The organism is Caulobacter sp. GW821-FHT09A05 (assembly GCF_059418465.1).
The window spans coordinates 12,613-38,450 of record NZ_JBWKPX010000016.1 but is presented as its reverse complement, the minus strand read 5'-3'; the positions used below and the strand labels follow the sequence as shown (position 1 = coordinate 38,450).

General features: G+C 69.2%; 27 protein-coding genes. 11 read left to right on the top strand and 16 right to left on the bottom strand.

What is annotated here, in order from left to right:
- The first annotated feature begins 71 nt into the window (after window positions 1–71).
- The 4 genes from AC07NX_RS16045 (at window position 72) to alr (ending at window position 6,099) form a co-directional block, all read left to right on the top strand.
- The gene (locus tag AC07NX_RS16045) at window positions 72–2,510 is read left to right on the top strand and encodes a TonB-dependent receptor plug domain-containing protein (RefSeq protein ID WP_494643129.1); all 2,439 of its coding nucleotides are present in this window, start codon (window positions 72–74) and stop codon (window positions 2,508–2,510) included.
- Window positions 2,511–2,676: 166 nt separating this feature from the next.
- Complete coding sequence (locus AC07NX_RS16040; protein WP_494643127.1) at window positions 2,677–4,209, top strand: replicative DNA helicase; 1,533 nt, start codon at window positions 2,677–2,679, stop codon at window positions 4,207–4,209.
- Between the two features lie 68 nt (window positions 4,210–4,277).
- A complete protein-coding gene (locus AC07NX_RS16035; protein ID WP_494643126.1) occupies window positions 4,278–4,961 on the top strand; it encodes a MarC family protein in 684 nt (227 codons plus the stop codon).
- Window positions 4,962–5,016: 55 nt separating this feature from the next.
- Entirely contained in the window at window positions 5,017–6,099 is a 1,083-nt protein-coding gene (alr, locus tag AC07NX_RS16030; RefSeq protein ID WP_494643125.1) for an alanine racemase, read from the top strand.
- 1 nt (window position 6,100) lies between these two features.
- Here the strand turns inward: alr and AC07NX_RS16025 are convergent, their stop codons facing one another.
- The gene (locus AC07NX_RS16025) at window positions 6,101–7,294 is read right to left on the bottom strand and encodes a Yip1 family protein (RefSeq protein ID WP_494643124.1); all 1,194 of its coding nucleotides are present in this window, start codon (window positions 7,292–7,294) and stop codon (window positions 6,101–6,103) included.
- 180 nt (window positions 7,295–7,474) lie between these two features.
- Here AC07NX_RS16025 and radA point away from each other — a divergent pair, with 180 nt between their 5' ends.
- The 5 genes from radA (at window position 7,475) to AC07NX_RS16000 (ending at window position 12,880) form a co-directional block, all read left to right on the top strand.
- Window positions 7,475–8,857: a DNA repair protein RadA gene (gene radA, locus AC07NX_RS16020; protein WP_145686983.1), complete on the top strand. Its 1,383-nt coding sequence runs from the start codon at window positions 7,475–7,477 to the stop codon at window positions 8,855–8,857.
- The gene (locus AC07NX_RS16015) at window positions 8,854–9,477 is read left to right on the top strand and encodes a CvpA family protein (RefSeq protein ID WP_494643122.1); all 624 of its coding nucleotides are present in this window, start codon (window positions 8,854–8,856) and stop codon (window positions 9,475–9,477) included. Before radA ends, AC07NX_RS16015 begins: the two co-directional genes overlap by 4 nt.
- Window positions 9,474–10,976, top strand: coding sequence for an amidophosphoribosyltransferase (gene purF, locus AC07NX_RS16010; RefSeq protein ID WP_035077044.1), 1,503 nt, complete (start codon window positions 9,474–9,476; stop codon window positions 10,974–10,976). Before AC07NX_RS16015 ends, purF begins: the two co-directional genes overlap by 4 nt.
- Before the next feature lie 73 nt (window positions 10,977–11,049).
- On the top strand, window positions 11,050–12,033 hold the full coding sequence (locus AC07NX_RS16005) for a bile acid:sodium symporter family protein (protein ID WP_494643120.1): 984 nt from the start codon (window positions 11,050–11,052) through the stop codon (window positions 12,031–12,033).
- A 94-nt stretch (window positions 12,034–12,127) separates the two neighbouring features.
- Window positions 12,128–12,880 carry an SDR family NAD(P)-dependent oxidoreductase gene (locus AC07NX_RS16000; RefSeq protein ID WP_494643118.1) on the top strand — a complete coding sequence of 251 codons (753 nt, stop codon included), beginning with the start codon at window positions 12,128–12,130 and terminating at the stop codon, window positions 12,878–12,880.
- Between the two features lie 123 nt (window positions 12,881–13,003).
- Here AC07NX_RS16000 and der read toward each other — a convergent pair whose 3' ends face one another.
- The 14 genes from der to AC07NX_RS15930 all read right to left on the bottom strand — a co-directional run bounded on the left by der (window position 13,004) and on the right by AC07NX_RS15930 (window position 22,812).
- Window positions 13,004–14,779 (bottom strand): ribosome biogenesis GTPase Der, encoded by a 1,776-nt coding sequence (gene der / locus AC07NX_RS15995; RefSeq protein ID WP_494643116.1) that lies wholly within the window; start codon window positions 14,777–14,779, stop codon window positions 13,004–13,006.
- A gap of 109 nt (window positions 14,780–14,888) precedes the next feature.
- A complete protein-coding gene (locus tag AC07NX_RS15990) occupies window positions 14,889–16,304 on the bottom strand; it encodes a PQQ-like beta-propeller repeat protein (protein WP_494643114.1) in 1,416 nt (471 codons plus the stop codon).
- 11 nt (window positions 16,305–16,315) lie between these two features.
- Window positions 16,316–17,074, bottom strand: a complete 759-nt coding sequence (locus AC07NX_RS15985; protein WP_494643113.1) for a tetratricopeptide repeat protein — start codon at window positions 17,072–17,074, stop codon at window positions 16,316–16,318.
- Window positions 17,075–17,248: 174 nt separating this feature from the next.
- Window positions 17,249–18,076 (bottom strand): 3-methyl-2-oxobutanoate hydroxymethyltransferase, encoded by an 828-nt coding sequence (panB, locus tag AC07NX_RS15980; RefSeq protein WP_494643231.1) that lies wholly within the window; start codon window positions 18,074–18,076, stop codon window positions 17,249–17,251.
- 88 nt (window positions 18,077–18,164) lie between these two features.
- On the bottom strand, window positions 18,165–18,542 hold the full coding sequence (locus tag AC07NX_RS15975) for a hypothetical protein (protein ID WP_494643112.1): 378 nt from the start codon (window positions 18,540–18,542) through the stop codon (window positions 18,165–18,167).
- Entirely contained in the window at window positions 18,535–19,122 is a 588-nt protein-coding gene (locus AC07NX_RS15970) for an RNA polymerase sigma factor (protein ID WP_494643111.1), read from the bottom strand. Before AC07NX_RS15970 ends, AC07NX_RS15975 begins: the two co-directional genes overlap by 8 nt.
- Window positions 19,123–19,153: 31 nt before the next feature.
- On the bottom strand, window positions 19,154–19,549 hold the full coding sequence (locus AC07NX_RS15965) for a DUF6249 domain-containing protein (protein WP_494643109.1): 396 nt from the start codon (window positions 19,547–19,549) through the stop codon (window positions 19,154–19,156).
- A gap of 159 nt (window positions 19,550–19,708) precedes the next feature.
- On the bottom strand, window positions 19,709–20,008 hold the full coding sequence (locus AC07NX_RS15960) for a hypothetical protein (RefSeq protein WP_494643108.1): 300 nt from the start codon (window positions 20,006–20,008) through the stop codon (window positions 19,709–19,711).
- Entirely contained in the window at window positions 20,005–20,520 is a 516-nt protein-coding gene (locus AC07NX_RS15955) for an RNA polymerase sigma factor (protein ID WP_494643107.1), read from the bottom strand. Before AC07NX_RS15955 ends, AC07NX_RS15960 begins: the two co-directional genes overlap by 4 nt.
- Window positions 20,520–20,957, bottom strand: coding sequence for a hypothetical protein (locus tag AC07NX_RS15950; RefSeq protein ID WP_494643105.1), 438 nt, complete (start codon window positions 20,955–20,957; stop codon window positions 20,520–20,522). Before AC07NX_RS15950 ends, AC07NX_RS15955 begins: the two co-directional genes overlap by 1 nt.
- A gap of 39 nt (window positions 20,958–20,996) precedes the next feature.
- Window positions 20,997–21,188, bottom strand: coding sequence for a hypothetical protein (locus AC07NX_RS15945; RefSeq protein ID WP_494643104.1), 192 nt, complete (start codon window positions 21,186–21,188; stop codon window positions 20,997–20,999).
- Between the two features lie 48 nt (window positions 21,189–21,236).
- Window positions 21,237–21,896 carry an HAD hydrolase-like protein gene (locus tag AC07NX_RS15940; RefSeq protein ID WP_494643103.1) on the bottom strand — a complete coding sequence of 220 codons (660 nt, stop codon included), beginning with the start codon at window positions 21,894–21,896 and terminating at the stop codon, window positions 21,237–21,239.
- Window positions 21,897–22,253 (bottom strand): ArsC family reductase, encoded by a 357-nt coding sequence (locus tag AC07NX_RS15935; RefSeq protein WP_494643102.1) that lies wholly within the window; start codon window positions 22,251–22,253, stop codon window positions 21,897–21,899.
- A 112-nt stretch (window positions 22,254–22,365) separates the two neighbouring features.
- A complete protein-coding gene (locus AC07NX_RS15930) occupies window positions 22,366–22,812 on the bottom strand; it encodes a MarR family winged helix-turn-helix transcriptional regulator (protein WP_494643100.1) in 447 nt (148 codons plus the stop codon).
- Window positions 22,813–22,888: 76 nt separating this feature from the next.
- Here AC07NX_RS15930 and AC07NX_RS15925 point away from each other — a divergent pair, with 76 nt between their 5' ends.
- Window positions 22,889–23,629 (top strand): DUF899 domain-containing protein, encoded by a 741-nt coding sequence (locus AC07NX_RS15925; protein ID WP_494643099.1) that lies wholly within the window; start codon window positions 22,889–22,891, stop codon window positions 23,627–23,629.
- Window positions 23,630–23,975: 346 nt separating this feature from the next.
- Here AC07NX_RS15925 and AC07NX_RS15920 read toward each other — a convergent pair whose 3' ends face one another.
- Entirely contained in the window at window positions 23,976–24,371 is a 396-nt protein-coding gene (locus AC07NX_RS15920) for a DUF983 domain-containing protein (protein WP_494643098.1), read from the bottom strand.
- A 65-nt stretch (window positions 24,372–24,436) separates the two neighbouring features.
- Between AC07NX_RS15920 and AC07NX_RS15915 the strand changes: the two genes are divergently transcribed.
- Entirely contained in the window at window positions 24,437–25,807 is a 1,371-nt protein-coding gene (locus AC07NX_RS15915) for an aminotransferase-like domain-containing protein (protein WP_494643096.1), read from the top strand.
- Window positions 25,808–25,838: the final 31 nt, after the last annotated feature.

The window sequence follows — 25,838 nt, the reverse complement described above, 5'->3', positions numbered from 1 at the left end:
GCGCTTTCCTGCACGGGTCACTCGCGCACAAAGCGAAAACGCAGCGCGTAAAACGTAGGGGAATGGACCATATGCGCAGTCGTCACCTTCTGCTGGCCGCCGTCTCGGCCGGGGCGCTCTTGCAACTCCCGGCCTTCGCGACCGCCCAGACCCAGGACCCCGGCGCCGCCGCCACCGAGGTCGAGGAACTGGTCGTCACCGGCACCCGCACGCCGGGCCGCACGCGGCTGGACACCATCGCGCCGGTCGACGTGATCGGCGGCCAGGCCCTGGCGCGTCAGGGCAGCGGCGCCGAACTGGCCCAGGCGCTCTCGAACCTGACCCCGGCCATCGACTTCCCCCGTCCGGCCATCACCGACGGCACCGACCACGTGCGTCCAGCCACCCTGCGGGGCCTGGCGCCCGACCAGACCCTGGTCCTGATCAACGGCATGCGCGGCCATGTGGGGGCCCTGGTCAACATCAACGGCTCGATCGGCCGCGGTTCGACCGCCTTCGACCTCAACTCGATCCCGACCGTCGCGGTCGAACGGGTGGAAGTGCTGCGCGACGGCGCCTCAGCCCAGTACGGCGCCGACGCCATCGCCGGCGTCATCAACCTGCGCCTGCGCGAGGCGCGCTCGGGCGGCGGCGCGACCTACAACTATGGGATCTACGACACAGACGTCGACACCGCCCGAGGCAGCCGCAAGGCCCACGACGGCCTGACCCAGTCCGTGTCGCTGTGGCAGGGCCTGCCCCTGGGCAAGGACGGCTTCCTGACCGTGATGGGCGAATATGTGAACCGCCACCCCACCAACCGGTCGGACTATGTCAACCTGGCTTCGGCCCCCGACTATGCCCGCCCGATCGTGCTGGGCCGTTACGGCGATCCCAAGCTGGAAAGCAGCGCGATCTATCTGAACGCCGGCCTGCCGGTGAACGAGACCTGGTCGCTGTACGGCTACGGCGGCTACCAGCACCGCGACACCGAGGCCGCCGCGACGGCGCGGACCTACAACAATTCCAACAACGTTCCGGCTGTCTATCCAGGCGGCTTCCTGCCGATCATCGCCACCGAGATCGACGACTACAACATCGCTGGCGGCATCAAGGGCGACCTGGGCGGCTTCGCGACCGACCTGGGCGTCAGCTACGGCAAGAACAAGCTCGAATACACGATCAAGAACACCATCAATTCGACCTACGGCGCGGCCTCGCCCCGCACCTTCAAAGCCGGCGGGCTCGACTACGATCAGTTCCTGGTCAATCTGAACATGAGCAAGGGCTTCGACCTGGGCCTCGTCGAGCCGACCAACCTGGGCTTCGGCCTGGAGTACCGCGAGGAGGGCTTTTCGGTTCACCAGGGCGAACCGGCTTCCTACACCAAGGGCCCGCTGGCCGGCGCGCCCGTGTCGCAAGGCTTCGGCGGCTTCCGCCCGTCCAACGTCGTCGACAAGACCCGCCACAACGTCAGCGCCTATGTCGACCTGGAAGGCAAGCTGACCGAGCGGCTGTCGTTCGACGCCGCCGCGCGCTACGAGGACTATTCGGACTTCGGCTCGAAGGTCACCGGCAAGCTGGCGGCCCGCTTCGACGTCGACGACGCCCTGGCCGTCCGGGCGGCGATCTCCAGCGGCGTCAAGGCGCCGGCCCTGCAGCAGCAGTACTTCAGCTACACCGCCACCAACAACGTCGCCACCCCGACCGGCTCGATCCTGGTGGAGTCGGGCACCTTCACGGTCGACAGCCCGATCGCCGTGGCCCTGGGCGCCAAGCCGCTGAAGGCCGAGGAGTCGATGAACTACTCGGCCGGCATCGTCTTCCACACCGGCCCGTTCGAGCTGACCATCGACGCCTACCAGATCGACATCGACGATCGCATCGTGCTGTCGGAGAACCTGCCCAACCCCTCGACGCCAGCGGCGACGGCGGCGGTGATCACCAACCTGCTGTCCAGCTACGGCGTCAGCGCCGCGCGCTTCTTCCTCAACGGCGTGGAGACCCGCACTCGGGGCGTCGACATCGTCGGGCGCTACAAGCTGGAGACGGAAACGGCCGGCCGTTACGACTTCACGCTCGCCGCCAACTTCAACGGCACCGATGTGCGAAAGACCCCAAGCCTGCCGACCATCACCAATGTCAGCCAGCCGCCGTTCCTGTTCGACCGCGGCAACGTCCTGACCTACGAAGAAGGCACGCCGAACCAGAAGTTCGTGTTCAACACCGACTGGAGCCTGGGCGACTTCGGCGTCACGGCCAAGGCGACCTACTACGACAGCGTCCTGGTGCCCAACAACAACCCGACGCTGGATTACGAGACCGGCCATCGCACGATCGTCGACCTGGAGGGCCGCTACAAGCTCGGTCCGGCGGGTCTGGCCCTGGGGGTCAACAACCTGTTCGACCAGTACCCGCGCGAGACCCCGGCCCTGATCAACAGCCCCAGCGGCTCGATCGGCTTCCCCAGCTATTCGCCGTTCGGCTTCAACGGTCGGTTCCTGTACGCCCGGGTCAGCTACAACTGGTAGAGCGCTCCCGGGGATGAATCGAAACGGCGCGGGAAGCGATTCCCGCGCCGTCTTCATGCGTCCGATTCCGACGGAGCGAGCTGTCAGAACATACACAGAATATCCCCGTTCATCTTCGCCGGCGCCCCGCTGCGTCCGCGCGAAACAACCCGCTTGGCGTTAACCTGTGGCGATGTCTCTCGTCCCTGCCCTCGACCTCCGCCCACCGTCGCCGATGGGCGACATCGTCGTCGCCGTTGCGCCGCACAACCTGGAAGCTGAACAGGCGCTGCTGGGCGTGCTGCTGTACGACAACGCCGCCTATGAACGCCTGACCGACAGCCTGCAGGGCCGTCATTTCTATGAACCCTTCCACCAGCGGCTGTTCCAGTCGATCGAGACCCACATCCGCAAGGGACAGCTGGCCGAGCCGATCCTGCTGGCTGACGAGTTCAAGCACGATCCGGCGTTCGAGGAGCTGGGCGGCCTGCGCTACCTGGCAGACCTGGTCGACCGGGCTCCGCCCGCCGCCAATGTCGGCGACTACGCCCGCGCGGTGTTCGACCTGGCCCTGCGCCGCGACCTGATCCGCATCGGCGGCGAGATCGCCTCCACCGCCCACGGCGGCGTCGGCAAGGACGACGTCAAGCTGCCGGCCCGCGACCAGATCGAGGCGGCCGAGCAACAGCTCTACACCCTGGCCGAAAGCGGCACGGCCAGCTCCGGCTTCGTCAGTTTCGGCGACGCGCTGCGCGGCGCCGTCGAGATGACCGCCGAGGCCTACAGCCGCGACGGCGGCATGTCGGGCCTGGCCACCGACCTGATCGACCTGGACACCAAGATCGGCGGCCTGCACCCCTCCGACCTGATCGTGCTGGCCGGCCGTCCGTCGATGGGCAAGACCGCCCTGGCCACCAACATCGCCTTCAACGTCGCCAAGAAATACGCCTGGGAGCCCCAGCCGGACGGCACCAAGAAGACCGTCAGCGGCGGCGTGGTGGCCTTCTATTCACTGGAAATGAGCGCCGAACAGCTGGCCCTGCGGATGCTGGCCGACGCCTCGGGGGTGTCGGGCGACAAGCTCCGCAAGGGCGAGATCGATGCTTCGGAGTTCGGCCGGGTGCGCGACGCGGCCATCGAGCTGCAGGAGGCCCCGCTCTATATCGACGCCACCGGCGGCATCTCGATCGCCAAGCTGACCGCCCGAGCCCGGCGCCTGAAGCGTCAGGTGGGCCTCGATCTGATCGTCGTCGACTACCTGCAGCTGGTCACCGGTTCGGACCTGGGCTCCAACGCCAACCGTGTGCAGGAAGTCTCGCAGATCACCATGGGCCTCAAGGCCCTGGCCAAGGAACTGGCCTGCCCGGTCATCGCCCTGTCGCAGCTGTCGCGCCAGGTCGAGCAGCGCGAGGACAAGCGCCCGCAGCTGTCCGACCTTCGTGAATCCGGCTCGATCGAGCAGGACGCCGACATGGTCTGGTTCGTCTATCGCGAAAGCTACTATGTCGGCCGCTCCGAACCGCGCGAGGGCACGCCCGAGCACCTGCAATGGCAGGAGGACATGGACCGCCTGCAGGGCTTGGCCGAGGTGATCATCGCCAAGCAGCGCCACGGCCCCATCGGCACGGTGCGCCTGTCGTTCAACAGCGACACCACCCGCTTTGGCAACCTGGCCCGCGACCACTATTTCCACCAGATGCGCAGCGGCTCGGACGAATAGCGGCCGCGGGTTTGACGTGGACGGCGGGACTCGGCCACGGTGCCCGCACCCGCTGAACGAGGCCGCCAATGGACTTCAATCCCCTGCCGACCTCCACGGTGATCGGCGCGTTCCTGCTGGCCTTCCCGGCGCTGTTCTCGATCGTCAACCCGGTCGGGGCCTCGCTGATCTTCCATCAGGTCCTGGCCGATCGCACGCCGCGCGAGCGGCGGCGGCTGGCCCTGCGAATCGCGATCAACGCCCTGCTGATCCTGCTGGGATCGCTGCTGCTGGGCGGATACATCCTCAACTTCTTCGGGGTCAGCCTGGGCGCGCTGCGCGTGGCCGGCGGCCTGGTGGTGGCGATCCGCGCCTGGGGTCTCCTGATGGAGCCCGAGGCCCACGAGGACCGCAAGAGCGACGCGGCCTCGCCCGCCGAGCGCAAGACCGACGACATCGCCTTCTTCCCGCTGACCATGCCGTTCACGACCGGTCCGGGCTCGATCGCGGTGGCCATCGCCCTGTCGTCCCAGCGGCCGGCGGGCGGGCATACGGTGATCCCGTTCTTCCTCGGCGCCAGCCTGGCGGCCGTCGCGGTCGCCCTATCGATCTGGGGGCTGTACCGGGCGTCGGACCGGGTCATGGCCCTGCTCGGCGTCTCGGGCGCGCGGGTCATGTCGCGGCTGGTCGCCTTCCTGCTGCTGTGCATCGGCGTGCAGATCCTGGCCAGCGGCGTCGAGAGCCTGGCCATGGACTTCCTGGCCCGCCGCTGACCCTGCACCGCATCTCCACTGGCCATGGCCGCCGGGCTCGGCTACGCCCTGCGCCGTGACCGAAACCAGCCGCCTCACCCTCGACCTCGACGCCCTGGCGTCCAACCACGCCGTGCTCAAGGCCGCCGCCGGCGGGGCCGAGATCGCGCCGGCGGTCAAGGCCGACGGCTATGGCCTGGGCGCGGCCCTGGTCGCCGGACGGCTGTGGGACGAAGGCGCGCGCGGCTTCTATGTCGCCCGCCTGTCGGAGGGCGTGGCCCTGCGCCGGGCGCTGGGCGACCGCAAGGCGACGATCTACCTGCTGGACGGCGTCACGCCGGGTTCGGCCCCGGCCATCGAGGCGGCCGGCCTGACGCCCGTGCTCAACAGCCTGCCGCAGATCGAGGCCTGGAACAGCCATGCGCGCGGCCGCGTGCTGGACGCCGCCCTGCACATCGACACCGGCATGAACCGCCTGGGCCTGCGCCCCGAGGAGGCCGTGGTCCTGACCGGGGCCATGGACCGGCTGAAGTTCCTGAACATCACCCTGGTGATCAGCCACCTGGCCTGCGCCAGCGAGCCGGACCACGCGCTGAACGCCCGCCAGTTGGCCCGCTTCGTCGAAGCCGCCGCCCTGTTCCCGAACGCCCGCCGCAGCCTCGCCAATTCGGGCGGGATCTTCCTGGGCGAGGCCTTTCGCTTCGACCAGTGCCGTCCGGGGATCAGCCTCTATGGCGGCGGCCCGCGCGACATTCCCGACAACCGGATCAAGGCCGTGGCGACACTGGAGGCGCCGATCCTCCAGGCCCGGGTCGTGCCGCGCGGCGAGAGCATCGGCTACGGCGCGGCCTTCACCGCCCAGGACACGACGCGCGTGGCCATCTTGGCGGCCGGCTACGCAGACGGCGTGCCGCGCGCCGCCCATCCGCGCGGCGCGGTGTGGTTCGACGGCGCCCGGCGGCCGATGCTGGGCCGGGTGTCGATGGACCTGATCGCCGTCGACATCACCGACTGCGACGCCGCCCGCCCCGGCGCCACGATGCAGATCATCGGCCCCGACCTGCCGGTCGACGACGCCGCCGCCGCGGCGGGGACGACGGCCTATGAACTGCTGACGCGGATCGCCCCCCGGGCGCGGCGGGTGGTCAAGGGCGGGTGAGCTAGCGCGCCAGCCCTTCCAGGCGCCCCGCGTCCACCGAAGCCACGGCCTGCTTCAGCACGTCGACGCTGTCGGCGTTGCCGTTGGCCTCGACCGTGAAGCGGTCGCCGACCAGGATGCTGTAGCGGCCGGACTTGGCCTCGCGGTCCCATTCCTCGGTCGTCAGCCGGCCGTCAATCGTGCCCGACTTCTCGTAGCCGGTCTGGGTTTCCTTCGTGGACTGGGCGTTGACGGCGCTGGCCATGGCGGCCATGCCGGCCATCGCGCCCAGGTCGGTGACCGCCAGGCGGAAGCTGGCGCCGTCCTTCTGGTAGTCGCCGGTCGCAACGGCCATCGACATGCCGCCGGCGCCGCCCGAATTGGTCTCCAGGCCCGTGCGCTCGAAACCGGCGACGGCGCCAGGGAGCAGGCCCTTCAGGGTCTCGGCCGGGACGGACGGGACATCCTTGCCGGCTTCCATCCTGGCGGCCGCGGCCTCCATCTTCTTGCTGGCCGCCTCCAGCTTGCCCAGATCGACCTTGGCGCCATTGACCTCCATCGTGCCGGACATGGTCCCGGTGTTGGCGGCGTGGCCGGCCAGCCCGGAGCCGAGCATCGCCGCCCCAGCCACGGCGCCGGTGATGGCCCCGATGACGATGGACAGCACGATCGCGCAGAGGATGGTGACGGCGGTGTAGCCCAGGGCCTTTTCCTTCGGCGCCTTCATCAGCTTGGGCAGGCCCAGATAGAGCAGGTAGAAGCCGTATAGGCTAGCCAGGGCGGCGATGAGCCCGAGCGGCGGAAAGATCCCCAGGATCCCGAACACCCAGGCGGCGGTGTAGCTGTAAGCCGCGACCTTGAACGCCTGGATCCGGTCCTTCTGGCCATCGAAGCTGGGCGCCAGGGCGTCGATGATTAGGGCCACCAGGAACACCGACAGCAGGCTCAGCCCATAGGCGACCACGGCGCTGATGATCGAGGACACCAGCGGCGGCTTCATGTGGAAGCCGAAGCCGCCGATCCCGAACACCTGCCCGCCGATCAGGCCGGCGACCGGCGGGATCGCGGCCAGGATGCAGACATAGCCGACATACAGCCCCTTGATCGTCGCCGGCTCGGCGTCGATGCGGTCCCACTCGGTCGAGGGTGAGAGCAGCAGGCGCTTGACGCGACCGACCAGATCGGACGAGGTCGACCCGGGTTCAATGACAGACATGCGCCCTCCTTGGCGAATCCTGAACGTCCCCCGACGCGCGCCCTATCTGCCATGACTTGGCGACATTGAGAACATCGTTCCGCCACAAGGGCGCAACCGGACGGTGTCAGGCCTGCGTCCGTCTTTGGCGCAGGGACCCGCCAGGCTGTAGTCTCCAGTCACTTCGAATCAGGAGCATCCATGGCCCGCGACGGCGCCGTCTACGCCTGCCAGTCCTGCGGCGCGGTCTCGACCAAGTGGTCGGGGCAGTGTTCGGCCTGCCAGAGCTGGAACAGCCTGGTCGAGGAGGTCGGGACGCGCGCGCCCGGCGCGCTGTCCAGCACCAAGGCCACCCGCGTGCGCGGCCTGCAGTTCACCGGCCTGGAGAGCGACACCCCCGCCCCGCCCCGTATCATCACCGGCGTCGACGAGTTCGACCGGGTCTGCGGCGGCGGCGTGGTGCCCGGCTCGGCCATCCTGATCGGCGGCGATCCGGGCGTGGGCAAGTCGACCCTGCTCCTGGAGGTGATGGCCAAGGCGTCGCTGAGCGGCGTCAACTGCGCCTACATCTCGGGCGAGGAGGCCGTGGCCCAGATCCGCGGCCGGGCCGACCGCATGGGCTTCGCCCAGGCCCCCGTGAAGCTGGCCGCCGAGAGCAGCCTGCGCGACATCCTCGACGGCCTGAAGCGCGAGAAGTTCGATCTGGTCGTCATCGACTCGATCCAGACCCTGTGGAGCGACGCCCACGAGGCCGGCCCCGGCACGGTGACCCAGGTCCGCGCCTGCGCCAGCGAGCTGGTGCGCCTGGCCAAGAAGCAGGGTGTGGCCATCCTGATGGTCGGCCACGTCACCAAGGACGGCCAGATCGCCGGCCCCCGGGTGGTCGAGCACCTGGTCGACGCGGTGCTCAGCTTCGAGGGCGAGCGCGGCTACCCGTTCCGGGTGCTGCGCGGCGCCAAGAACCGGTTTGGCGCCACCGACGAGATCGGGGTGTTCGAAATGGGCGATGCCGGCCTGCGCGAGGTGAAGAACCCCTCGGCCCTGTTCCTGAACGAGGGCGGCGAGCGCGCGGCCGGCGCGGCGGTGTTCGCCGGCATTGAAGGCTCTCGACCCGTCCTGGTCGAGTTCCAGGCCCTGGTCGCGCCCTCCGCGTACGGAACGCCCAGGCGCGCCGTGGTCGGGTGGGATTCGGGGCGCCTGGCCATGGTCCTGGCCGTGCTTGAATCACGTTGCGGCCTTGGTTTTGGCAACAAGGACGTCTATCTGAACGTCGCTGGCGGCCTGCGGATCACCGAGCCGGCGGCGGACTTGGCGGCGGCGGCGGCCCTGGCCTCATCGGCCCTCGACATCGCCCTGCCGCAGGACTGCGTCGTGTTCGGCGAGGTCAGCCTGTCGGGTGAAGTGCGGCCCGTGAGCCGTATGGAGACACGTTTGAAAGAGGCCGCGAAACTCGGCTTTGGTCGAGCTCTGGGACCGCTGTCGGGCCTGCCCGAAGGCGGCGGAGCCCTGCCCGTGGCGGGTGTCGCGCGCCTGGCCGACGCCGTGCGCCGCATCGGCGACGAGATCTGGGGCCAACTGACGTGACGCCGTTTGACATCATCTTCGGCCTGATCCTGCTGGTCTCGGCCCTGGTCGGCTTCGCGCGCGGCGCGTCGCGAGAGCTGACCTCGGCCCTGTCGTTCATCATCGCCGCCCTGCTCTCCCTGCTGGCCCTGAGGGTCACCGGTCCGCTGTTCCGGGGCCTGATGGACCCCGACTGGGCGGCCACGGCCGCCGCCATCCTGGTCACCTTCGTGATCATCTTCGTCCTGCTGCGCCTGATCGGCGCCCAGGTCACCAAGACGCTGCACGCCGATGGCGCCCTGGGCACGTTGGATCGGCTGATGGGCCTGGCGTTCGGCCTGTTGCGCGGCTTGGTGGTGCTGGGCGTGTTCAGCCTGGTGTTCCACATGGCCACCCCGCCCGATCGCGTCCCCAGCTGGATGTCGAAGTCCGCGCTATACCCGCTGTCCAACGCCGCCGGCCGGGTGCTGAAGGTGTTCGCCCCCAAGGGCGCCGGCCTGGCCGGCAAGCTGGCCCCCGCCATCGAGGACGCCGTGCACGACGGCGCCAGCGACAAACCGTCCGGCCGCAAGCCGGGCGAAGCAGGTTATGATAAGGACCAGCGTCGTCCCGTCGACGATCTGGTGGAGAAATCGCGATGACGTCCTTCGGCCAGTCGACCGACCGCTTCTCGTCCAAGCCCTGGCGTGACCCGGAAGACGACACCCTTCGCCTCGAATGCGGCGTCTTCGGGGTCTACGGCGTGCGCGACGCCGCCGCCGTCACGGCCCTGGGCTTGCACGCCCTGCAGCATCGCGGCCAGGAAGCCTGCGGCATCGCCGCCTTCGACGGCCAGCGCTTCCACACCGAACGCCACATGGGCCATGTCGGCGACGCCTTCACCGGCAACGACCTGGTCCAGCGCCTGCCCGGCGGCATGGCCATCGGCCACACCCGCTATTCGACGGCCGGCGGCAGCGGCATCCGCAACGTCCAGCCGATGTTCGCCGATCTGGAAACCGGCGGCGTGGCCATCGCCCACAACGGCAATCTGACCAACTTCCTGACCCTGCGCGAGCGCCTGGTGCAGGAAGGCGCGATCTTCCAGTCGACCTCGGACAGCGAGGTGATCCTCCACCTGATCGCCCGCTCGCGGAAGGCGCGGATCGTCGACCGCTTCATCGACGCCGTCGGCCAGATCGAAGGCGGCTACGCGATCGTGGCCATCACCAACAAGAAGATGATCGGCCTGCGTGATCCGCTGGGCATCCGTCCGCTGGTGCTGGGCGACCTGGACGGCCAGCCGATCCTGGCCTCCGAGACCTGCGCCCTGGACATGATCGGCGCCCGCTTCGTGCGCGACGTCGAACACGGCGAGATGGTGGTGATTTCCGAGACCGGCGTGAAGTCACTGCGTCCGTTCCAGAACGTCGCCGCCCGCCCCTGCGTGTTCGAATACGTCTACTTCGCCCGCCCCGACAGCGTCGTGAACGGCCGTTCCGTCTATGACGTGCGCAAGCGCATGGGCCAGCGCCTGGCCCAGGAGACCGGCGTCGAGGCCGACGTCGTGGTCCCCGTGCCCGACAGCGGCGTGCCGGCCGCCATCGGCTACGCCCAGGCCAGCGGGCTGCCCTTCGACCTGGGCATCATCCGCAACCACTATGTGGGCCGCACCTTCATCCAGCCGACCCAGGGCGTGCGCGAACTGGGCGTGCGCATGAAGCACAGCCCCAACCGCGCGGTGCTGGAAGGCAAGCGTGTAATCCTGATCGACGACTCGATCGTGCGCGGCACCACCTCGCTGAAGATCGTCCGCATGGTCCGCGAGGCCGGCGCCAAGGAGGTCCACCTCCGCTCGGCCAGCCCGCCGATCAAATGGCCCGACTTCTACGGCATCGACATGCCCGAGCGCGAACAGCTGCTGGCGGCCACCAAGTCGCTGGAAGAGATGGCCAAGTTCCTGGAGGTCGACAGCCTGGGCTTCCTGTCGGTCGACGGCCTGTACCAGGCCCTGGAGGCCGGTCCCCGCGACCCGGCCCGCCCGCAGTTCACCGACCACTACTTCACCGGCGACTATCCCACCCGCCTGACCGACCGCGAGATCGCCGAAGGCCGCAACGACCAGGCCGAGAAGCAGCTGTCGCTGCTGGTCAGCGCCTAACCCTCCCGTTCCGTCCCTTCTCGACCCGCGTCATCCCCCGGCTTGTTGGGGGATGAGGTATTGAAAGGCGCCTGTGGCCAATCCCGTTTCCACCCTCCTCGCCAAGCTGAAGATCGACGGCTACATCCTGGCCCTGTTCGGCATGGTCGTGCTGGCCTCGATCCTGCCGGTGCGCGGCGAGGCCGCGACGATCGTCGGCTGGGTGGTCAAGATCGCCATCGCCCTGCTGTTCTTCCTGCATGGCGCCAAGCTGTCGCGCCAGGCGGTGGTCGCGGGCCTGACCCACTGGCGCCTGCACCTGACGATCCTGGCCTTCACCTTCCTGCTGTTCCCGGCCCTGGGCCTGGCGATCAGCAAGTCGGGCGTGCTGTCGCCCACCCTGTCGAGCGGCATGCTGTTCCTGTGCTGCCTGCCCTCGACCGTGCAGTCGTCGATCGCCTTTACCTCGATCGGCCGGGGCAACGTGGCCGCCGCCGTCTGCGCGGCCTCGGCGTCGAACCTGCTGGGCATCTTCCTGACGCCGGTGCTGGTGGGCGTGCTGATGCAGGCTCATGGCGACGTCGGCGGCTGGGATTCGATCCGGTCGATCGTCATTCAGCTGCTGGTCCCGTTCGTCGCCGGACAGCTCCTGCGGCCTTGGGTCGGTCCATGGATCGAGAAGCACAAGGCCCTGGTCGGCCAGGTGGACCGCGGCTCGATCCTGCTGGTGGTCTATTCGGCGTTCAGCGCCGCCGTGGTCGGCGGCATCTGGAAGATCGTCTCGATTCCCGAACTCTTCCTGCTGCTGGCGGCCTGCATGGCGCTGCTGGCCGTGGTCATGGCCGCCACGGTGTTCGGCGCGCGCGCCCTGGGCTTCTCCAAGCCCGACGAGGTGGCCATCGTGTTCTGCGGCTCCAAGAAGAGCCTGGCCACCGGCGTGCCGATGGCCGGTATCCTCTTCCCCGGGGCCACGGCGGGCATCCTGGTCCTGCCGTTGATGCTGTTCCACCAGATCCAGTTGATGGCCTGTTCGGTGATCGCCCAACGCTACGGCGCGCGGCCGGCGGACGAGGCCTGACGCCAACGCAATCCGTTGGCTTCACCACAGCGTTTTGTTGATCCCACCAACGGATTTCGTTTCAACGCCAAACGGTTCTGTTTAGAACCCGCCCATGACTTCCGACTCCGAAAAGCCGCTGGCCGGCCGCATCGCCCTCGTCACCGGCGCCACCCGGGGGATCGGCGAGGCCATCGCCCTGGGCCTGGCGAAGGCCGGCGCCCACGTCGTCGCCGTGGGCCGCACCCAGGGCGCCCTGGAAGCGCTCGATGACGCGATCCTGGCCGCCACCGGAGAACACGCCACCCTGGTCCCCCTGGACCTGCGCGAAGCCGACGGCCTGGACCAGCTGGGGGCGGCCCTCTACGAGCGCTACGGCAAGCTGGACATCCTGGTCGGCGCCGCCGGCGTGCTGGGCGCCCTGACGCCGGTGGGCCATCTGGATCCCAAAGGTTGGGACATGATCATGGCCACCAACCTGACGGCCAACTGGCGGCTGATCCGGGCCATGGACCCGCTGCTGCGCCGCGCCGAGGCCGGCCGGGCCATCTTCCTGACCAGCAGCCTGGCCAAGACCCACCGCGCCTTCTGGGGCGGCTACGCGGCCTCCAAGGCGGGGCTGGAGGCTGTCGTCGCCTGCTATGACGACGAGATGGAGAACACCACGGTACGCGCCGTCTGCGTCGATCCCGGGGCCATGCGCACCCGGATGCGGGCCGGCGCCTTCCCCGGCGAGGATCCCCAGACCGTCCCCGCCCCCGACACCATCGCCCCGCTGATCGTCGACCTGTCGCGCCCCGATCGCGAGCCGCCCAAGGGCGTGGTGCGGTTCAAGGAGCGCGGCCAGGAGTCGGCCAGCCTCGGCTGACCGCGGCGCCGGTGTGGGAGCCAGCGCCTCATGCCAAGGTGCGAAAGCGCAGCGTCTCGATCGGCGGGATGCCGTGCTCCCAGACCGAGCGCGCTTCGCCGGCCAGAGTAAGCCGAGCGTGGCTCAGCGCCCCTTCGGCGGCGCCTTGTTGCCGCGAACGGTGCGGGCGCCGGCCACCGGGCGTCGCGGCGCGGTCTTGGAGCCGGCCGCCTTGCCGCCCGCCGCCTTGAAGCCGACCTTATAGCTGGGCGTGGTCGACTTCTTCTGAACCCTGGGGCCTTGCTTCTTGACCGACTTGACCGCCGCCTTGCCGGACTCGGCGGCGGGCGTCGCGGCGATCTCGGCCGGCTTGGGCGCCTTGGAGGCCTTCGAGACAGGCTTGCCGGGGCTCTTGGCGGGCGCGGGCAGGCCCGCGGCCTCCGCCTCCGCCGCCGCCGCCGCCGCGGCTTCAGCCACGCGCACCGACTTCTTGACGGTGTTGCGCGAGGCGCGGATCCGCTCCTTTTCGCGCTCCTTGCGTTCGAACTCCCGCTTGCCCTTGCCCGAGTGGCCCTTGGCCTCGCCCTCGGCATAGGGGTTCGCCCCCGACTTCAGGGTGATGCGCAGCGGCACACCCGGCAGGTCGAAGCTTTCGCGCAGGCTGTTGATCAGGTAGCGCCGATACTGCTCGGGCATCTGGTCGGCTCGGCTGGAGAACAGCACGAAGGTCGGCGGGCGGGCCTTGGTCTGGGCCATGTACTTGGGCTTGATGCGCTTGCCGCCGACGCTGGGCGGCGGGTGGCGCTGCATGGCCATCTGCAGCCAGTCGTTCAGGTCGCGGGTCTTGACCTTGGTCGACCAGTCCTTGTGGCTCTTGAGCACGGCCGGCATCAGCCGCTCGACGCCGCGGCCGGTCTCACCGGACAGCGCGACCACGGGCGCGCCGCGCAGCTGGGGCAGCATGCGTTCGGCGTGCTCGTTGAACGCCTTCAGGATCTGGCCCGGATCTTCGATCAGATCCCACTTGGCCAGGACGAAGATCACGCAGCGCCCTTCCCGCTCGGCCAGGTCGGCGATCTGTAGATCCTGGGTCTCGAACGGATGGGTGGCGTCCATCACCAGCAGCACCACCTCGGCGAAGGTCAGCGAGCGGATGGTGTCCTGGGTCGAGAGCTTCTCCAGCTTTTCGTTGACCTTGGCCTTCTTGCGCAGGCCGGCGGTGTCGACCAGCCGCACCTTGCGCCCGTCCCAGTCCCAGTCGACCGAGATGGAGTCGCGGGTGATGCCGGCTTCCGGGCCGGTCAGCAGGCGCTGCTCGCCGATCAGGCGGTTGATCAGGGTCGACTTGCCGGCGTTGGGACGGCCAACGATGGCGATCTTGATCGGCTTGTCGTCGTCAAGCTCGTCGTGGTCGGTCTGCAGCTCTTCCGGCGCGACGGACAGCAGGGCGGCGTAGAGTTCGGCCATGCCCTCGCCATGCTCGCCGCTGATCTGGATGGGCTCGCCCAGGCCCAGGACATTGGCCTCGGCCGCGCCATGGTCGCCGGCCTTGCCTTCGGACTTGTTGGCCGCCACCAGCACCGGCTTGTTCCGCTTGCGCAGGATCTCGGCGAAGATCCGGTCCAGCGGCGTCAGGCCCTCGCGAGCGTCGAACACCAGCAGGGAGACGTCGGCCTCGTCGATCGCCAGTTCGGTTTGGGCGCGCATCCGCGCCTCCAGGCTCTCGTCGGTGACGTCTTCGAAGCCGGCGGTGTCGATCAGCTCCAGGTCCAGGTCGCCCAGGCGGCCGTGGGCGAACCGGCGGTCGCGGGTGACGCCGGGCTGGTCGTCGACCAGGGCCAGCCTGCGGCCGGCCAGACGGTTGAACAGGGTCGACTTGCCCACATTGGGGCGGCCGACGATGGCGAGTTTCAAAGGCATGGGCTGTGATTAGTCGATTTCGAGGACAAAAGCGACAAACCCGGACTGGTAAGGACCAGCCCGGGTTCGCGACGCTTGAATTGTGGGTTCGGGCGAGGCCCGGAGGGCGCTAGCGGAGGGCGATCAGGTCCGCCTCGTCGGTGGCCACATAGACCGTGTCGCCCATGGCGATCGGGCCCAGCAGGACCGGCTGGCCGATTTTCAGGGTCTTCAGCGTTTCGCCGGTCTTGGGGTTCAGCGCCACGGCCTGGCCTTCGCTGGACACGGTGATCAGGCGGTTCGAGGCCAGGATCGGGGTCGACCAGATCACCGGGTGCTTGGCGCGCTTCTTCTTCTGCTTCTTGCTCAGCTTGTCGGTGTTGTTGAGGTCGCGGATCCAGTAGACCTGACCGGCCTCGCGCGAGACGCAGATCACCTGGCCGGCCTTGTCGACCACGAAGACCACGTCGCCGGCCGCCCATGGGCTGGTGATGGCGGTGACCGGCAGGCTCCAGCGGGCCTGGCCCGTGCGCAGGTCGGTGGCGGCGAAGACGCCCGAGTGGCTGACGGCGAAGACGTCGCCCTTGAAGATCACCGGACGGCCGGCGATGTCGCGGATCTCCGACAGGGCGTTGGTGCGGCTGGCGCGGCTGAGGGCCTCGCTCCACAGGTCGTTGCCGTTGCTGGCGCGCAGGGCGACCAGTTCGCCCGAGGCGAAGCCGGCCACGACGGTGTCGCCGCTGACCGCGGGGCTGGTGGCCGCCAGGATGCGAGCCGGCTCGATGAGGGCCTGGTAGTTCCAGCCCGGCGCGCCGTCGGCGGCGTTGAAGCTGAGCAGTTCGTTGTCGGTCGAGATCACGAACACCCGACCGTCGGCGACGGTGGGCGCCGAGTGGACCGGCGTGCTGGTTTGCTGGCGCCAGGCTTCCGCGCCGGTGGCGGCGTCCAGCTGGGCCACGAACCGGAAGCCCGAGGCGACATAGAGCTTGCCGTTGGCGTAGGCGACGCCGCCGCCGAAGCCCGTGCGGTCGGCCGCGCTGCCGCCGATGCCGAAAAAGCCGCGCTTCTTGCCGGGGGCCTTGGCGGGACGCAGGTCCTTGCGCCAGATCGTCGAGCCGCTCCTGGCGTCAATGGCGCTGACGGTGGCCTCGCCGTCCATCACAAAGATCTTGCCGTCGGCGGCCACCGGCGGGGCGGTGACGTGGTACTTGCGGTTGGCCTTCTGGCCGAAGCCCTTGCGCCAGGCGACGTCGAAATTGGCGGCGGCCGCCACGTGCTCGACCGACTGCTCGGCGTTGCCGCCCGGCAGCGGCCAGTCGGCCTGGACGGCCGGCTCGGGCAGGAAGAAGTCGGCGCCCTTCAGCGCTTCGGCCGGCTCGACCTTCTGGTCGAAGGCGATGACCGAGATCCGCTGCCCCTGGGTGGCCAGGGTCTTGTTGGCTTCCTTCTTGTCGAAGGGGTTGAGCTTGGAGATCGTCGAACAGCCCGCCACCGACACCGCGGCGGTCATCATCGCGGTGAGAAGCAGATAGCGCTTGGTCGTCATGGGGCGTCGGCTCATTGGGCGGTATTGGGGGCGACGTCGGCCTGCGGGCCGGTCGGAAGAGACAGCGCGGCGGACGGCGGCAGGGCCATGGCGGCCTTGACCACGGCCGGCAGGTCCTTGGCCGAGCCGGAATCGATCATGGCCATGGCCCCTCGGGCCCGCTCGCGGATTTCGTCGGACGAATTGTCGAGCGAGCTGGACAGCACGAGGAAGTCACCGCGCGCGCCGGCCAGGTCGCCGGCCCGCAGCTTGGCGAAGGCCAGCGCTTCCTTCGCCTGCACGCGGTAGGGACTCTTCTCGCCCATCAACGGGGTCAGCCTCGCCTCGACGTCCTTGTAAGGAGCCGTGTCGATGAGCGCCAAGGCGGAATTGAGGCCGGCGAGGTCGGCCAGCACCGGATTGGGCGAAAGCTTGGCCGCCCGGTCGAAATAGGCCACCGCCTCGGCGGTCTTGTTCTGCTCCAGGCGGACGCCGCCCATCTGCAGCAGGGCCAGGGCCTTGTACACGGGGGTGCCGGTCTTGGAGATCGCCTCGAACGCCGGGAAGGCCGCGACCGGGCCGGACTTCTGGCCGGTGGTCAGGGCCGCCTGATAGGCTTCGGTGGCCTTGTTGGTCTGATTCTGCTGGTAGCTGGTCCAGCCCATCCAGCCGCCCGCGCCCAGAATCGCCACCGCGGCCAGCGCGCCCACCCAGGGCAGCGACTTCAGCGCGAGGGACTTGTAGCGGTCGGAGCGCAGTTGCTCTTCGACCTCGTCAAACACATCGACCACGAACGAGGCTCCGATAGGGGGCGAAACAACGCCCTGGGGCGTCGAGGCCGGATCGCTCCGAAATCGACACCCGAAATGAAAACCATGGTGAGCGGACCCACCGAGGCGGCGAACCTATAGCGTGTCCGGGCCAGCCGCAACGGGGCGGGACCGGGACCCCGCCCCTTCTTGATCCTAGTTCTTCCTGGCGTAGTAGGTCTCGGCCTCGCCCGGGAAGGTGCGGGCCTTGACGTCGCGGGCGTAGTCGGCGGCGGCGCGTTCGATCTCGCCCTTCAGGTCCGCATAGCGGCGCACGAACTTCGGCGCCCAGTCGAACAGGCCCAGCATGTCGTCGACCACCAGGATCTGGCCGTCGCAGCCGGCCGAGGCGCCGATGCCGATGGTCGGGACGGAGATGGCGGCGGTCACGTCGCGCGCCAGGCCCTCGGCCACGCCCTCGACCACGACGGCGAAGGCGCCGGCCTCGGCGGTGGCGCGCGCTTCCTCCAGCACCTTCAGCCGGCCGGCCTCGTCCTTGCCCTTGGCCTTGAAGCCGCCGTCGACCAGCACCGCCTGGGGCCGCAGGCCGACATGGCCCATGACCGGAATGCCGCGCTGCACGAGATAGGCGATGGTGGCGGGCACGGTGGGGCCGCTCTCGACCTTCACCGCCTGGCAGCCCGTCTCCTTCATGATCCGCACGGCGTTGGCGTAGGCCTCCTCCGGCGCGCCCTCGTAGGAGCCGAACGGCATGTCGACCACCACCATGGCCTTGCGGGAGCCGCGCATCACCGCCTGGCCGTGCAGGATCATCATCTCCAGCGTCACGCCGACGGTGTTGGGCAGGCCGTGCACCACCATCCCCAGCGAGTCGCCGACCAGCAGCACGTCGCACGACTCGTCCAGCGCCGCCGCGATCGGGGCGGTGTAGGCCGTCAGGCAGACGATGGGCTCGCCGCCCTTGCGCGCGGCGATGTCGGGGGCCGCCAGGCGGCGGACCTTCTCTTCACGATGGGCGGACAGGATCAGCACTCCAGCGAAAACGCCCGCCGTTTTCCGCCAGATCGTTCGGCGCCGCAACATTATCAGTGAAAAGTCGGCGAAACCCCGCCTAGACCTCGTCCACCAGCCGGGTCACGGCGAAGGCCAGGGCCAGGACGGCCAGGGCCGCGCCCACCCAGAGGGTTTCGGAACCGCCCAGGCTGAAGATCTGGTCGTAGCGATGGGTCAGCTTGTCCACGCCTTGGGTCAGCTGGTCCGCGCCCTCCTTCGACATTTCGGAGAACTCGTTGGCGAAGCGCGCGCCGACCAGCTGGACGGCGGCGGCCACGCCGGCCACGACGCCCGTCGCGCCGATCAGCACGCGGCGCAAGGCCCAGCCGCGATCCAGCTTCTGGGTCACCTGCTGCGTGAACAGCTCGGCGTCGCGAAACGTCGGAGCCTGGCCGTAAAGACGCGCAAGTTGGGTTTCGAAATCCAGGTCAGCCACGGTTTTCCCTCCTCGCGGAGTCGTTCGATGCGCTTTCGGACGGCGGGGCCATCCGGACTCTGAGTTTATCCAGACCACGTTTGACATGGGATTTGACCGTCCCAAGGGGGATGTTCAAGGTCTCGGCCGCCTCGGCGTGCGACCAGTCGGCCCCGTAGCAAAGTGAAACACACAGGCGCTCGGCCTTGGACAGGGACTTGAGCGCCTCATCCAGGTCGAGGCGGTCGGCCCTGGCGGCGGGACCGTCCGGTCCGGCCGGAGCCTCTTCCTCGGGGGCCTCGGTCAGCACGAAGCGCGCCTCCCGCTTGACCTTGCGCAGATAGAGCCGCGCGGCGATCTTCTTGATCCACCCCGCGAAGGCTCCTTCCCCGCGATAGTCGGCGATCTGCTCGTAGCCGACCAGGAAGGCGTCCTGGGCGACGTCGTCGGCTGTGGCCGGATCGGCCCCCAGCCGGCGCAGCAGGCCCCGCACGGCCGAGCCGTGGCGGCGCACCAACTCGCCGAAGGCCCGCCGGTCGCCGGTCGCCGCCAGGGCGGCCAGTTCGACGTCGTGGCCGGTGGGTGGGCGTTCAGTGCCCATGAGCTTTGTCCCCTCTCCCCCTTGTCCGCCCTCAAGCCTGCGGCGGACGCTTGTTGGGGTTGAAGAAGCTGAGGATGATGAAGGCCAGGCCGATCATGCCGGGAATGGCGGCCCCGCTGACGGTGCCGAACATGGCGTTGTCGTTGATCCCGCCCAAGGCCACGCCGGTCAGGGCGATGCCTGCGGCGACAGCCAGCAGGATGACGCCGATCCGCATGTCGCGATGCGCCGAGGACACCGTACGCGAGCGCACGTCCTTGGACAGGGCATCGACCAGTTCGGGAGGCAACGGTTGGCCCTTCTCGATGGCGGCGCGAACGGTCGCCTGCATTTCCTGACGCTCGCGCACCCGCAGATAGTTTGGAACGATGACGATCGCGGCGATCATCGTGAAAAAGCCGATTGGAACCAGAATTCCCAAGTCCATGACCTTAAGTCCCCTCGAATGCTTGGCGGGGACATTTCGTCCTCGCCTTCTGTAGGTAAGAGACCTGGGCCATGACGATCGGAGGCGCCCGGTCGGATGAAACTTTCGTAAGGCTACGGCCTTCCGAAGGATTCGAACGAATCCGGAGACGTCCAGGGCCTAGCGTCGGCTCAGGATCTGGCTCCCCAGCACGCCGGTGGCGGCGACCAGGGTCAGGACCCCAGCGGCGGGCAGCAGGACGGGTGCCAAGGTCTGCACCGCCAGGTCCAACGCCGGGGCGCAGGCCCACAGCACCGCGGCCGCGGCCAAGGCGGTCACGGTGCCCGAGGCCAGCTTCAGCTGCAGCTCCCGGCGCGCCACCCGCTGCATCACCTCGGCGACGAACGCGGCGTCCACCGCCGGCCGCGCGGGGGCGACGTCGGCGGACAGGAAGGCGGCCAGGCGATCTTCGGGGCTCATGACGCGTCTCCCAATACGGCCAACAGTCTCTCACGTCCTCGGTTCACATGCGACTTCACCGTGCCCAGGGGCAGGTTCAAGGTTTCCGCCGCCTCGCCGTGCGACCAACCCTGGCCCAGGCACAGGGCCACGCAGGCCCGCTGGTCCGGCGGCAGGCCGGCCAGAGCCGCCTCCAGCGCCAGGCGGTCGGCCGGATCGACCTCCCGGGGCGCGTCCGCCGCCTGTTCCTCGCGCCAGGCCTCGTCGCGGCGCGCGGCGCGGCGGGCGGCCCGCCCTTGGTCCAGGGCCTTGCGCCAGGCGATCCCGAACAGCCAGGCGCGAAAGCCCTCGTCGTCGCGCAACCGCCCCAGGCTGGACCAGGCGGCCAGGAAGGCTTCCTGGGCGATGTCGTCGGCGTCGCCAAAGCCGCTCTTGCGCAGGAATCCCCGCAGGGCCCGCTCGTGCGTCGCCACGAGCCGGGCGAAGGCGGACTGCGATCCATCCCGCGCCGCCCGGACGAGCGCTCGGTCCATCAGACCCGGGGCCCGCGATCCACCAGCATTCCCACCGCCGCCGACACGGCTAGCGCGGCCATGACGAAGGACACGATCACGAAGGCCGGACCCGCCTCGTAGAGGTCGGTGACCGCCGCATAGGTGAAGCCGGCGCAGAGGCAACCGAACAGCGCCACCCGCGACCAGGTGCGTTGATGGCGAAAGCGGCGATAATGGCGACGGCGCGGACGCTCGTCGGCCTCGTCCGCCTCATCCAGGTCGTCGCCGTCGTTCCAGCGCCTGTTGAGCTTGGCCAGCAATTCGGGCGGCGGCTCGCGCCCGGACTGGGCGTAGGTCTTGATCAGGTCCAGCGTGTCGCGGTTGGCCCGGTAGGACAGCCAGCTTTGGTAGGCGCCGAACACGAACCAGCTCAGCGGGAAGATGAGCCACCAGAAGTGTCGGAAAAGGTCTTCCATGGTCTTGGTCTCCGGAGACGCCTCGGGCGTCTCGAACGATCAGTGGGAACAGCGGGTGTTCAGGCGCGCCAATAGCGCCGGCGGCGGTTCGTGGCCGGCCTCGGCGTAGAAGCGCAGCACGTTCAGGGCGTCGCGGCGGGCGCGATAGGCCAGCCAGGCCTGGAACCCGCCGAACGCCATCCAGCCGAGGGGAAACACCAGCCACCAATAGGAGCGGAACAGCTCTTCCATCGGTCTCAATCTCCAGATTGACGCGACCCTTCGCGCCGTTTCTGAAGACTAGTCGGCGCCGACCCGCTGATTGGATGCGGCGACCCGCGAAATAATTTCGTCCATGGCCGAGAACATCATGGTCGGGCCGTGATCGGCCAGGGCGCGCCGGGTGGCGTAGCCCCATTCGACCGCCCCGCAGGCCAGGCCCGCCTCACGCGCCGCCTCGATGTCGCGGGTCTCGTCGCCGATGCACAGCACGCGGTCCTTGGCGATGCGCGCGGCCTTGACCACGGCCCTGAACTTGGCGGCCTTGCCAAAGATCGCCGCCCCGCAGCCATAGTGATCGACCAGCCCGGCCAGGTCAGGCCCCAGGATCGAGCGAATGGTGGCTTCGGAATTGGAGCTGACGATCGCCAGGCGCAGGCCGGCCGCCGACAAGGCGCGCAGCAGGTCGCCGGTGCCCGAAAACAGCGGGATGGCGTGGGCCTCGGCCGCCATCATCTTCTTGCCGTGGGCCGCCACCAGCGGGACCTTCCACAGGGGCAGGCCCAGATAGTCGATGATCTCGCGACTGGAGCGGCCGCGCAGCATGGCGATCTCGTCCTCGGTGACCGCCTTGAACTTGAAGCGTTCGGCCAGCGGCCTGACGGCGCGGATCGCCCAGGCCGTGCTGTCGGCCAGCGTGCCGTCGAAGTCGAAGATGACCAGATCGATCTGGGCGTCCATTCAGCCCCCTGAACCCAAGGCGCGACCATACACGTCAGGCTTGAATCCGACCAGCAGTTGATCGCCCGTCGCAAGCACCGGTCGCTTGATCATCGACGGATGGGCCAGCATCAGCGCGATGGCCTTGGCCTCGTCGATCCCCTGCTTGTCGGCGTCCGGCAGCTTGCGAAAGGTCGTCCCGGCCTTGTTGAGCAAGGTCTCCCAGCCGACGGCCCGGCTCCAGGCCTCCAGGCGCGGACGGTCGATTCCGGCCGTCTTGTAGTCGTGGAAGTCGTAGGCGACCGCGTGACCGTCCAGCCAGTCCCGCGCCTTCTTCATCGTGTCGCAGGCCTTGATGCCGTAGATCGTGGTGGTCACGCCTGATTGCTCCGTGCGCGTCAGATTCCCGAGTCTGACCAGCCTAGAGTTCGCGCGCCATCGGGCAAAACGGAAAAAGGCTAGGGTGGACGCCCCATCCGCCGATAGGCGGTCAGGCCAGGGCGAGAAGCCCGGCGCGGAGGGCGTCGACGCCGCCGGAGGGCAGGCCCGCCTCGACCTCGGCGTGGGTCTGCGTCCAAGCCGGCAGGGCCCGCGCCAACAAGGCCATGCCGGTGGGCGTCAGCGCCAGGCGACGGCTGCGCCGGTCACCCGGATCGACGCTGACGGTCAGCAGACCACGCCGCTCCAGGGGCTTGAGGTTGGCCGTCAGGGTGGTGCGATCCATGGCCAGCAAGCCGGCCACCGAGCCGATCGTCGGCGGGTCGGGCCGGTTCAGCGACATCAGCAGCGAGAACTGGCCGTTGGTGATGTCGAACCGCGCCAGGGCCTGGTCGAACCGCCGCGCCAGGGCCCGCGCCGCGCGCTGGGCGTGGAGGCACAGGCAGGTGTCCCTCACGTGAAGGGTGGCGGCGAAGGGAACGTCCAGCGGTTTTGACACATCGCCATTATGTTGATATCAACCCTTTCTGTCAAGGCCAAACGGCTGGCGGGCTCACGCACCAGGGAGAAGAACGATGCCCAACCACAAGGTCGCGTCGCGCGAGGAATGGCTTGAAGCGCGCAAGGCGCTGCTGGCCCATGAAAAGGAAGAGACCCGGCTGCGCGACCGCAACGCCGCCGAGCGCCTGGCCCTGCCGTGGGTCAAGGTCGACAAGGCCTACGTCTTCGACACCCCGAGCGGCCGCAAGACCCTGGCCGAGCTGTTCGACGGCCGCGGCCAGCTGATGGTCTACCACTTCATGCTCCCGCCCGAATGGGAGGCCGGCTGCCCGGGCTGCTCGTTTCTGGCCGATCATCTGGACGGGACCCTGCCCCACCTGAACCATCACGACGTGACCCTGATCGCCGTGTCTCGCGCGCCGCTGGCCAAGATCGACGCCTACAAGGCCCGGATGGGCTGGAAATTCCCCTGGGCCTCGTCGTTCGAGAGCGACTTCAACTACGATTTCGGCGTGTCATTCACCCCGCAGACCATCGCGGCCGGGGCGACCTACAATTTCGAACCCGTCGGCGAGGACGCCGGCGAGTCGCCAGGCATGAGCGTCTTCTACAAGGACGAAGCCGGCCAAGTGTTCCACACCTATTCCAGCTACGGTCGCGGCGGCGAGGACCTGATCGGGACCTACATGATCCTCGATCGCGCGCCCCTCGGCCGCAACGAGTCCGGAAACATGGGCGACTGGATGCGTCGGCACGACGAATACGAAGACGCCGCCCCGGCCAAGGCCTGCCACGGCGAAGCGGTCCCGGCCTAGGCGCTCGCCATGCTGTGCTGCGCGCTGGGACTGCTGGCCCTGCTGACCGGCGCCTCGGCGCGCGGCCTGCGGGCCCTGCTGGGCGCCTGGCCGGGGCGATCCTCGCCGGCGGCTCGGCCACGGTCCTGGCGATCCTGGCGCCGCAGCACCTGGAGCACTACCGCCAGCGCGCCCAGGCCCATGACCGCACCGTGCTGGCCGAGGTCGTCGCCGCGCCATTGTGTTCCGGCGAGCCGTCCCGGACACCTTAAGCCGGACGCTTGAGCGCCTCACAAGAAAGACCGGCAGGCACAGCAGGTTCGGCTGGTCCGGATGCGCCGCTCGCCGCCGCGGGCGTCCCCTCGCCCTATCGTTTCTGGACGCTGGAAGCGCCGCCTTCGCTGGCGTTGTGGATGTACTGCTCGGCGACCAGCCAGGCCTTCACGGGCCGCAGCGCGCCAAGACAGCCGACCAGCAGGGCGGGGAAAACGGTCGCGAACTGCGCCCAAAGCGGTGGGCTCCAGGCGATCACCGCCCAGGCCCAGACCGCGATCACCAGGATACCTACCCCGGTCATGACGAAGAAGGCCGGCCCGTCCGCCGGATCGGCGAAGCCGTAGTCCAGCCCGCAGCGATCACAGCGCTTGGCCAATCGCAGGAAGCCGCCGAACAACCTGCCCTCGCCGCAGCGCGGGCAACGGCACAGCAACCCGGCCCGCAGGCTCGTCGGGCTGTCGAAATGGGTGATGAGGGGCCGTTCCATACAATGCGCGCCTTCTTGCATACATTTGTGACTAAATGTATGTATCGCTCCATGAGAAAGCAACCATGACCCGGGATCGACCCACCGCCGGCTGGTTGCGGCATGTCCGCGCTGGCGACGGCCGGCCAATCTATCGGGCGCTGGTCGACGCCCTCGAAACGGCCGTGCGCGAGGGGGAGTTGCAGCCGGGCGACCAGTTGCCGCCGCAGCGCGCCGTGGCCGACCAGTTGGGCATCGATTTCACCACGGTCACCCGCGCCTATGGCGCCGCGCGCGCGCGGGGGTTGATCGAGGGGGCGGTGGGGCGCGGCACCTTCGTGCGTCGCCGCGCCTCGGACGACGAGGCCAGCCTGGTCGACCTGAGCATGAACCTGCCGCCGCCGCCCCGGGACGTATCGCTGGCGGCGCTGCTCAAGGAGACCACAGCGGCGATCCTCGACCACACCGAGGTGGCGACCCTGATGGCCTATCACGCCGGGCCGGGCGCGCCCGGCCAGCGCGCGGCGGGCGCGGCCTGGCTGGCGGCGACGCTCGGCCAGATCGCGCCCGAACGGATCGTGGTCGCTCCAGGAGCGCAGTCGGCCCTGACCGCCGTTCTCACCACGATCACCCGTCCCGGCGCCGGCCTGGTGGTCGAGCCCCTGACCTATCCGGGGATCATCGCCCTGGCCGCGCGCCTGGGCCTGCGCCTGATCGCCTGTCCGGTCGACGCCGAGGGCTTCCTGCCCGAAGCCCTGGCCCGGCTCTGCGCCGAGCACAGGCCGGCGGCCGTCTATCTGGTCCCGACCACCCGCAACCCGGTCGCCACCACCATGGGCCCGGCGCGGCGACGCCAGGTCGCGGCCGTCGTCGGCGCCGGCGACACCTGGCTGATCGAAGACGACCCCTACAGCCGCCTGTTCGACAGCCCCCTGCCCGCCCTCGCCGCGCTGGCGCCGGAGCGGACCTTCCACATCGCCACCCTGTCCAAGACCCTGTCGCCCGGTCTGCGCACGGCCTTCCTGGCGGCGCCAACCGCCGCGATGGCCGTGCAGGTCGCCGACGCCCTGCACGCCACGGCCCTGATGGGCTCACCCCTGACCACGGCCGTCGCCATCCGCTGGATTCGCGACGGGACCGCCGAACGAATCCTGGCCGGCGTGCGGCTGGAGGCCCGGGCGCGCCGGGTCATCGCCGGCGAGATCCTGCCCGGGGCGCGCGGCGACCCCGAGGGCCTGCATGTCTGGCTGGAGCCGCCGGCCGGCCTGGACCAGGGCGCCCTTCGGGCCCTGGCCGCCTCGCGCGGCCTGGCGCTGGTCACGGCCGACGCCTTCGCCACCACGGCCGAGGCGCCCAGCGGGTTGCGCATCTCATTGGGCGGCCCCGCCAAGGCGTCCCAGCTGCGCGCGGCCCTGACCAATGTCGCGGCCCTGTTGAAACCGCCCACGATCGTCTGAAACGACAAGACCCCCGGAGCCCGCGGCTCCG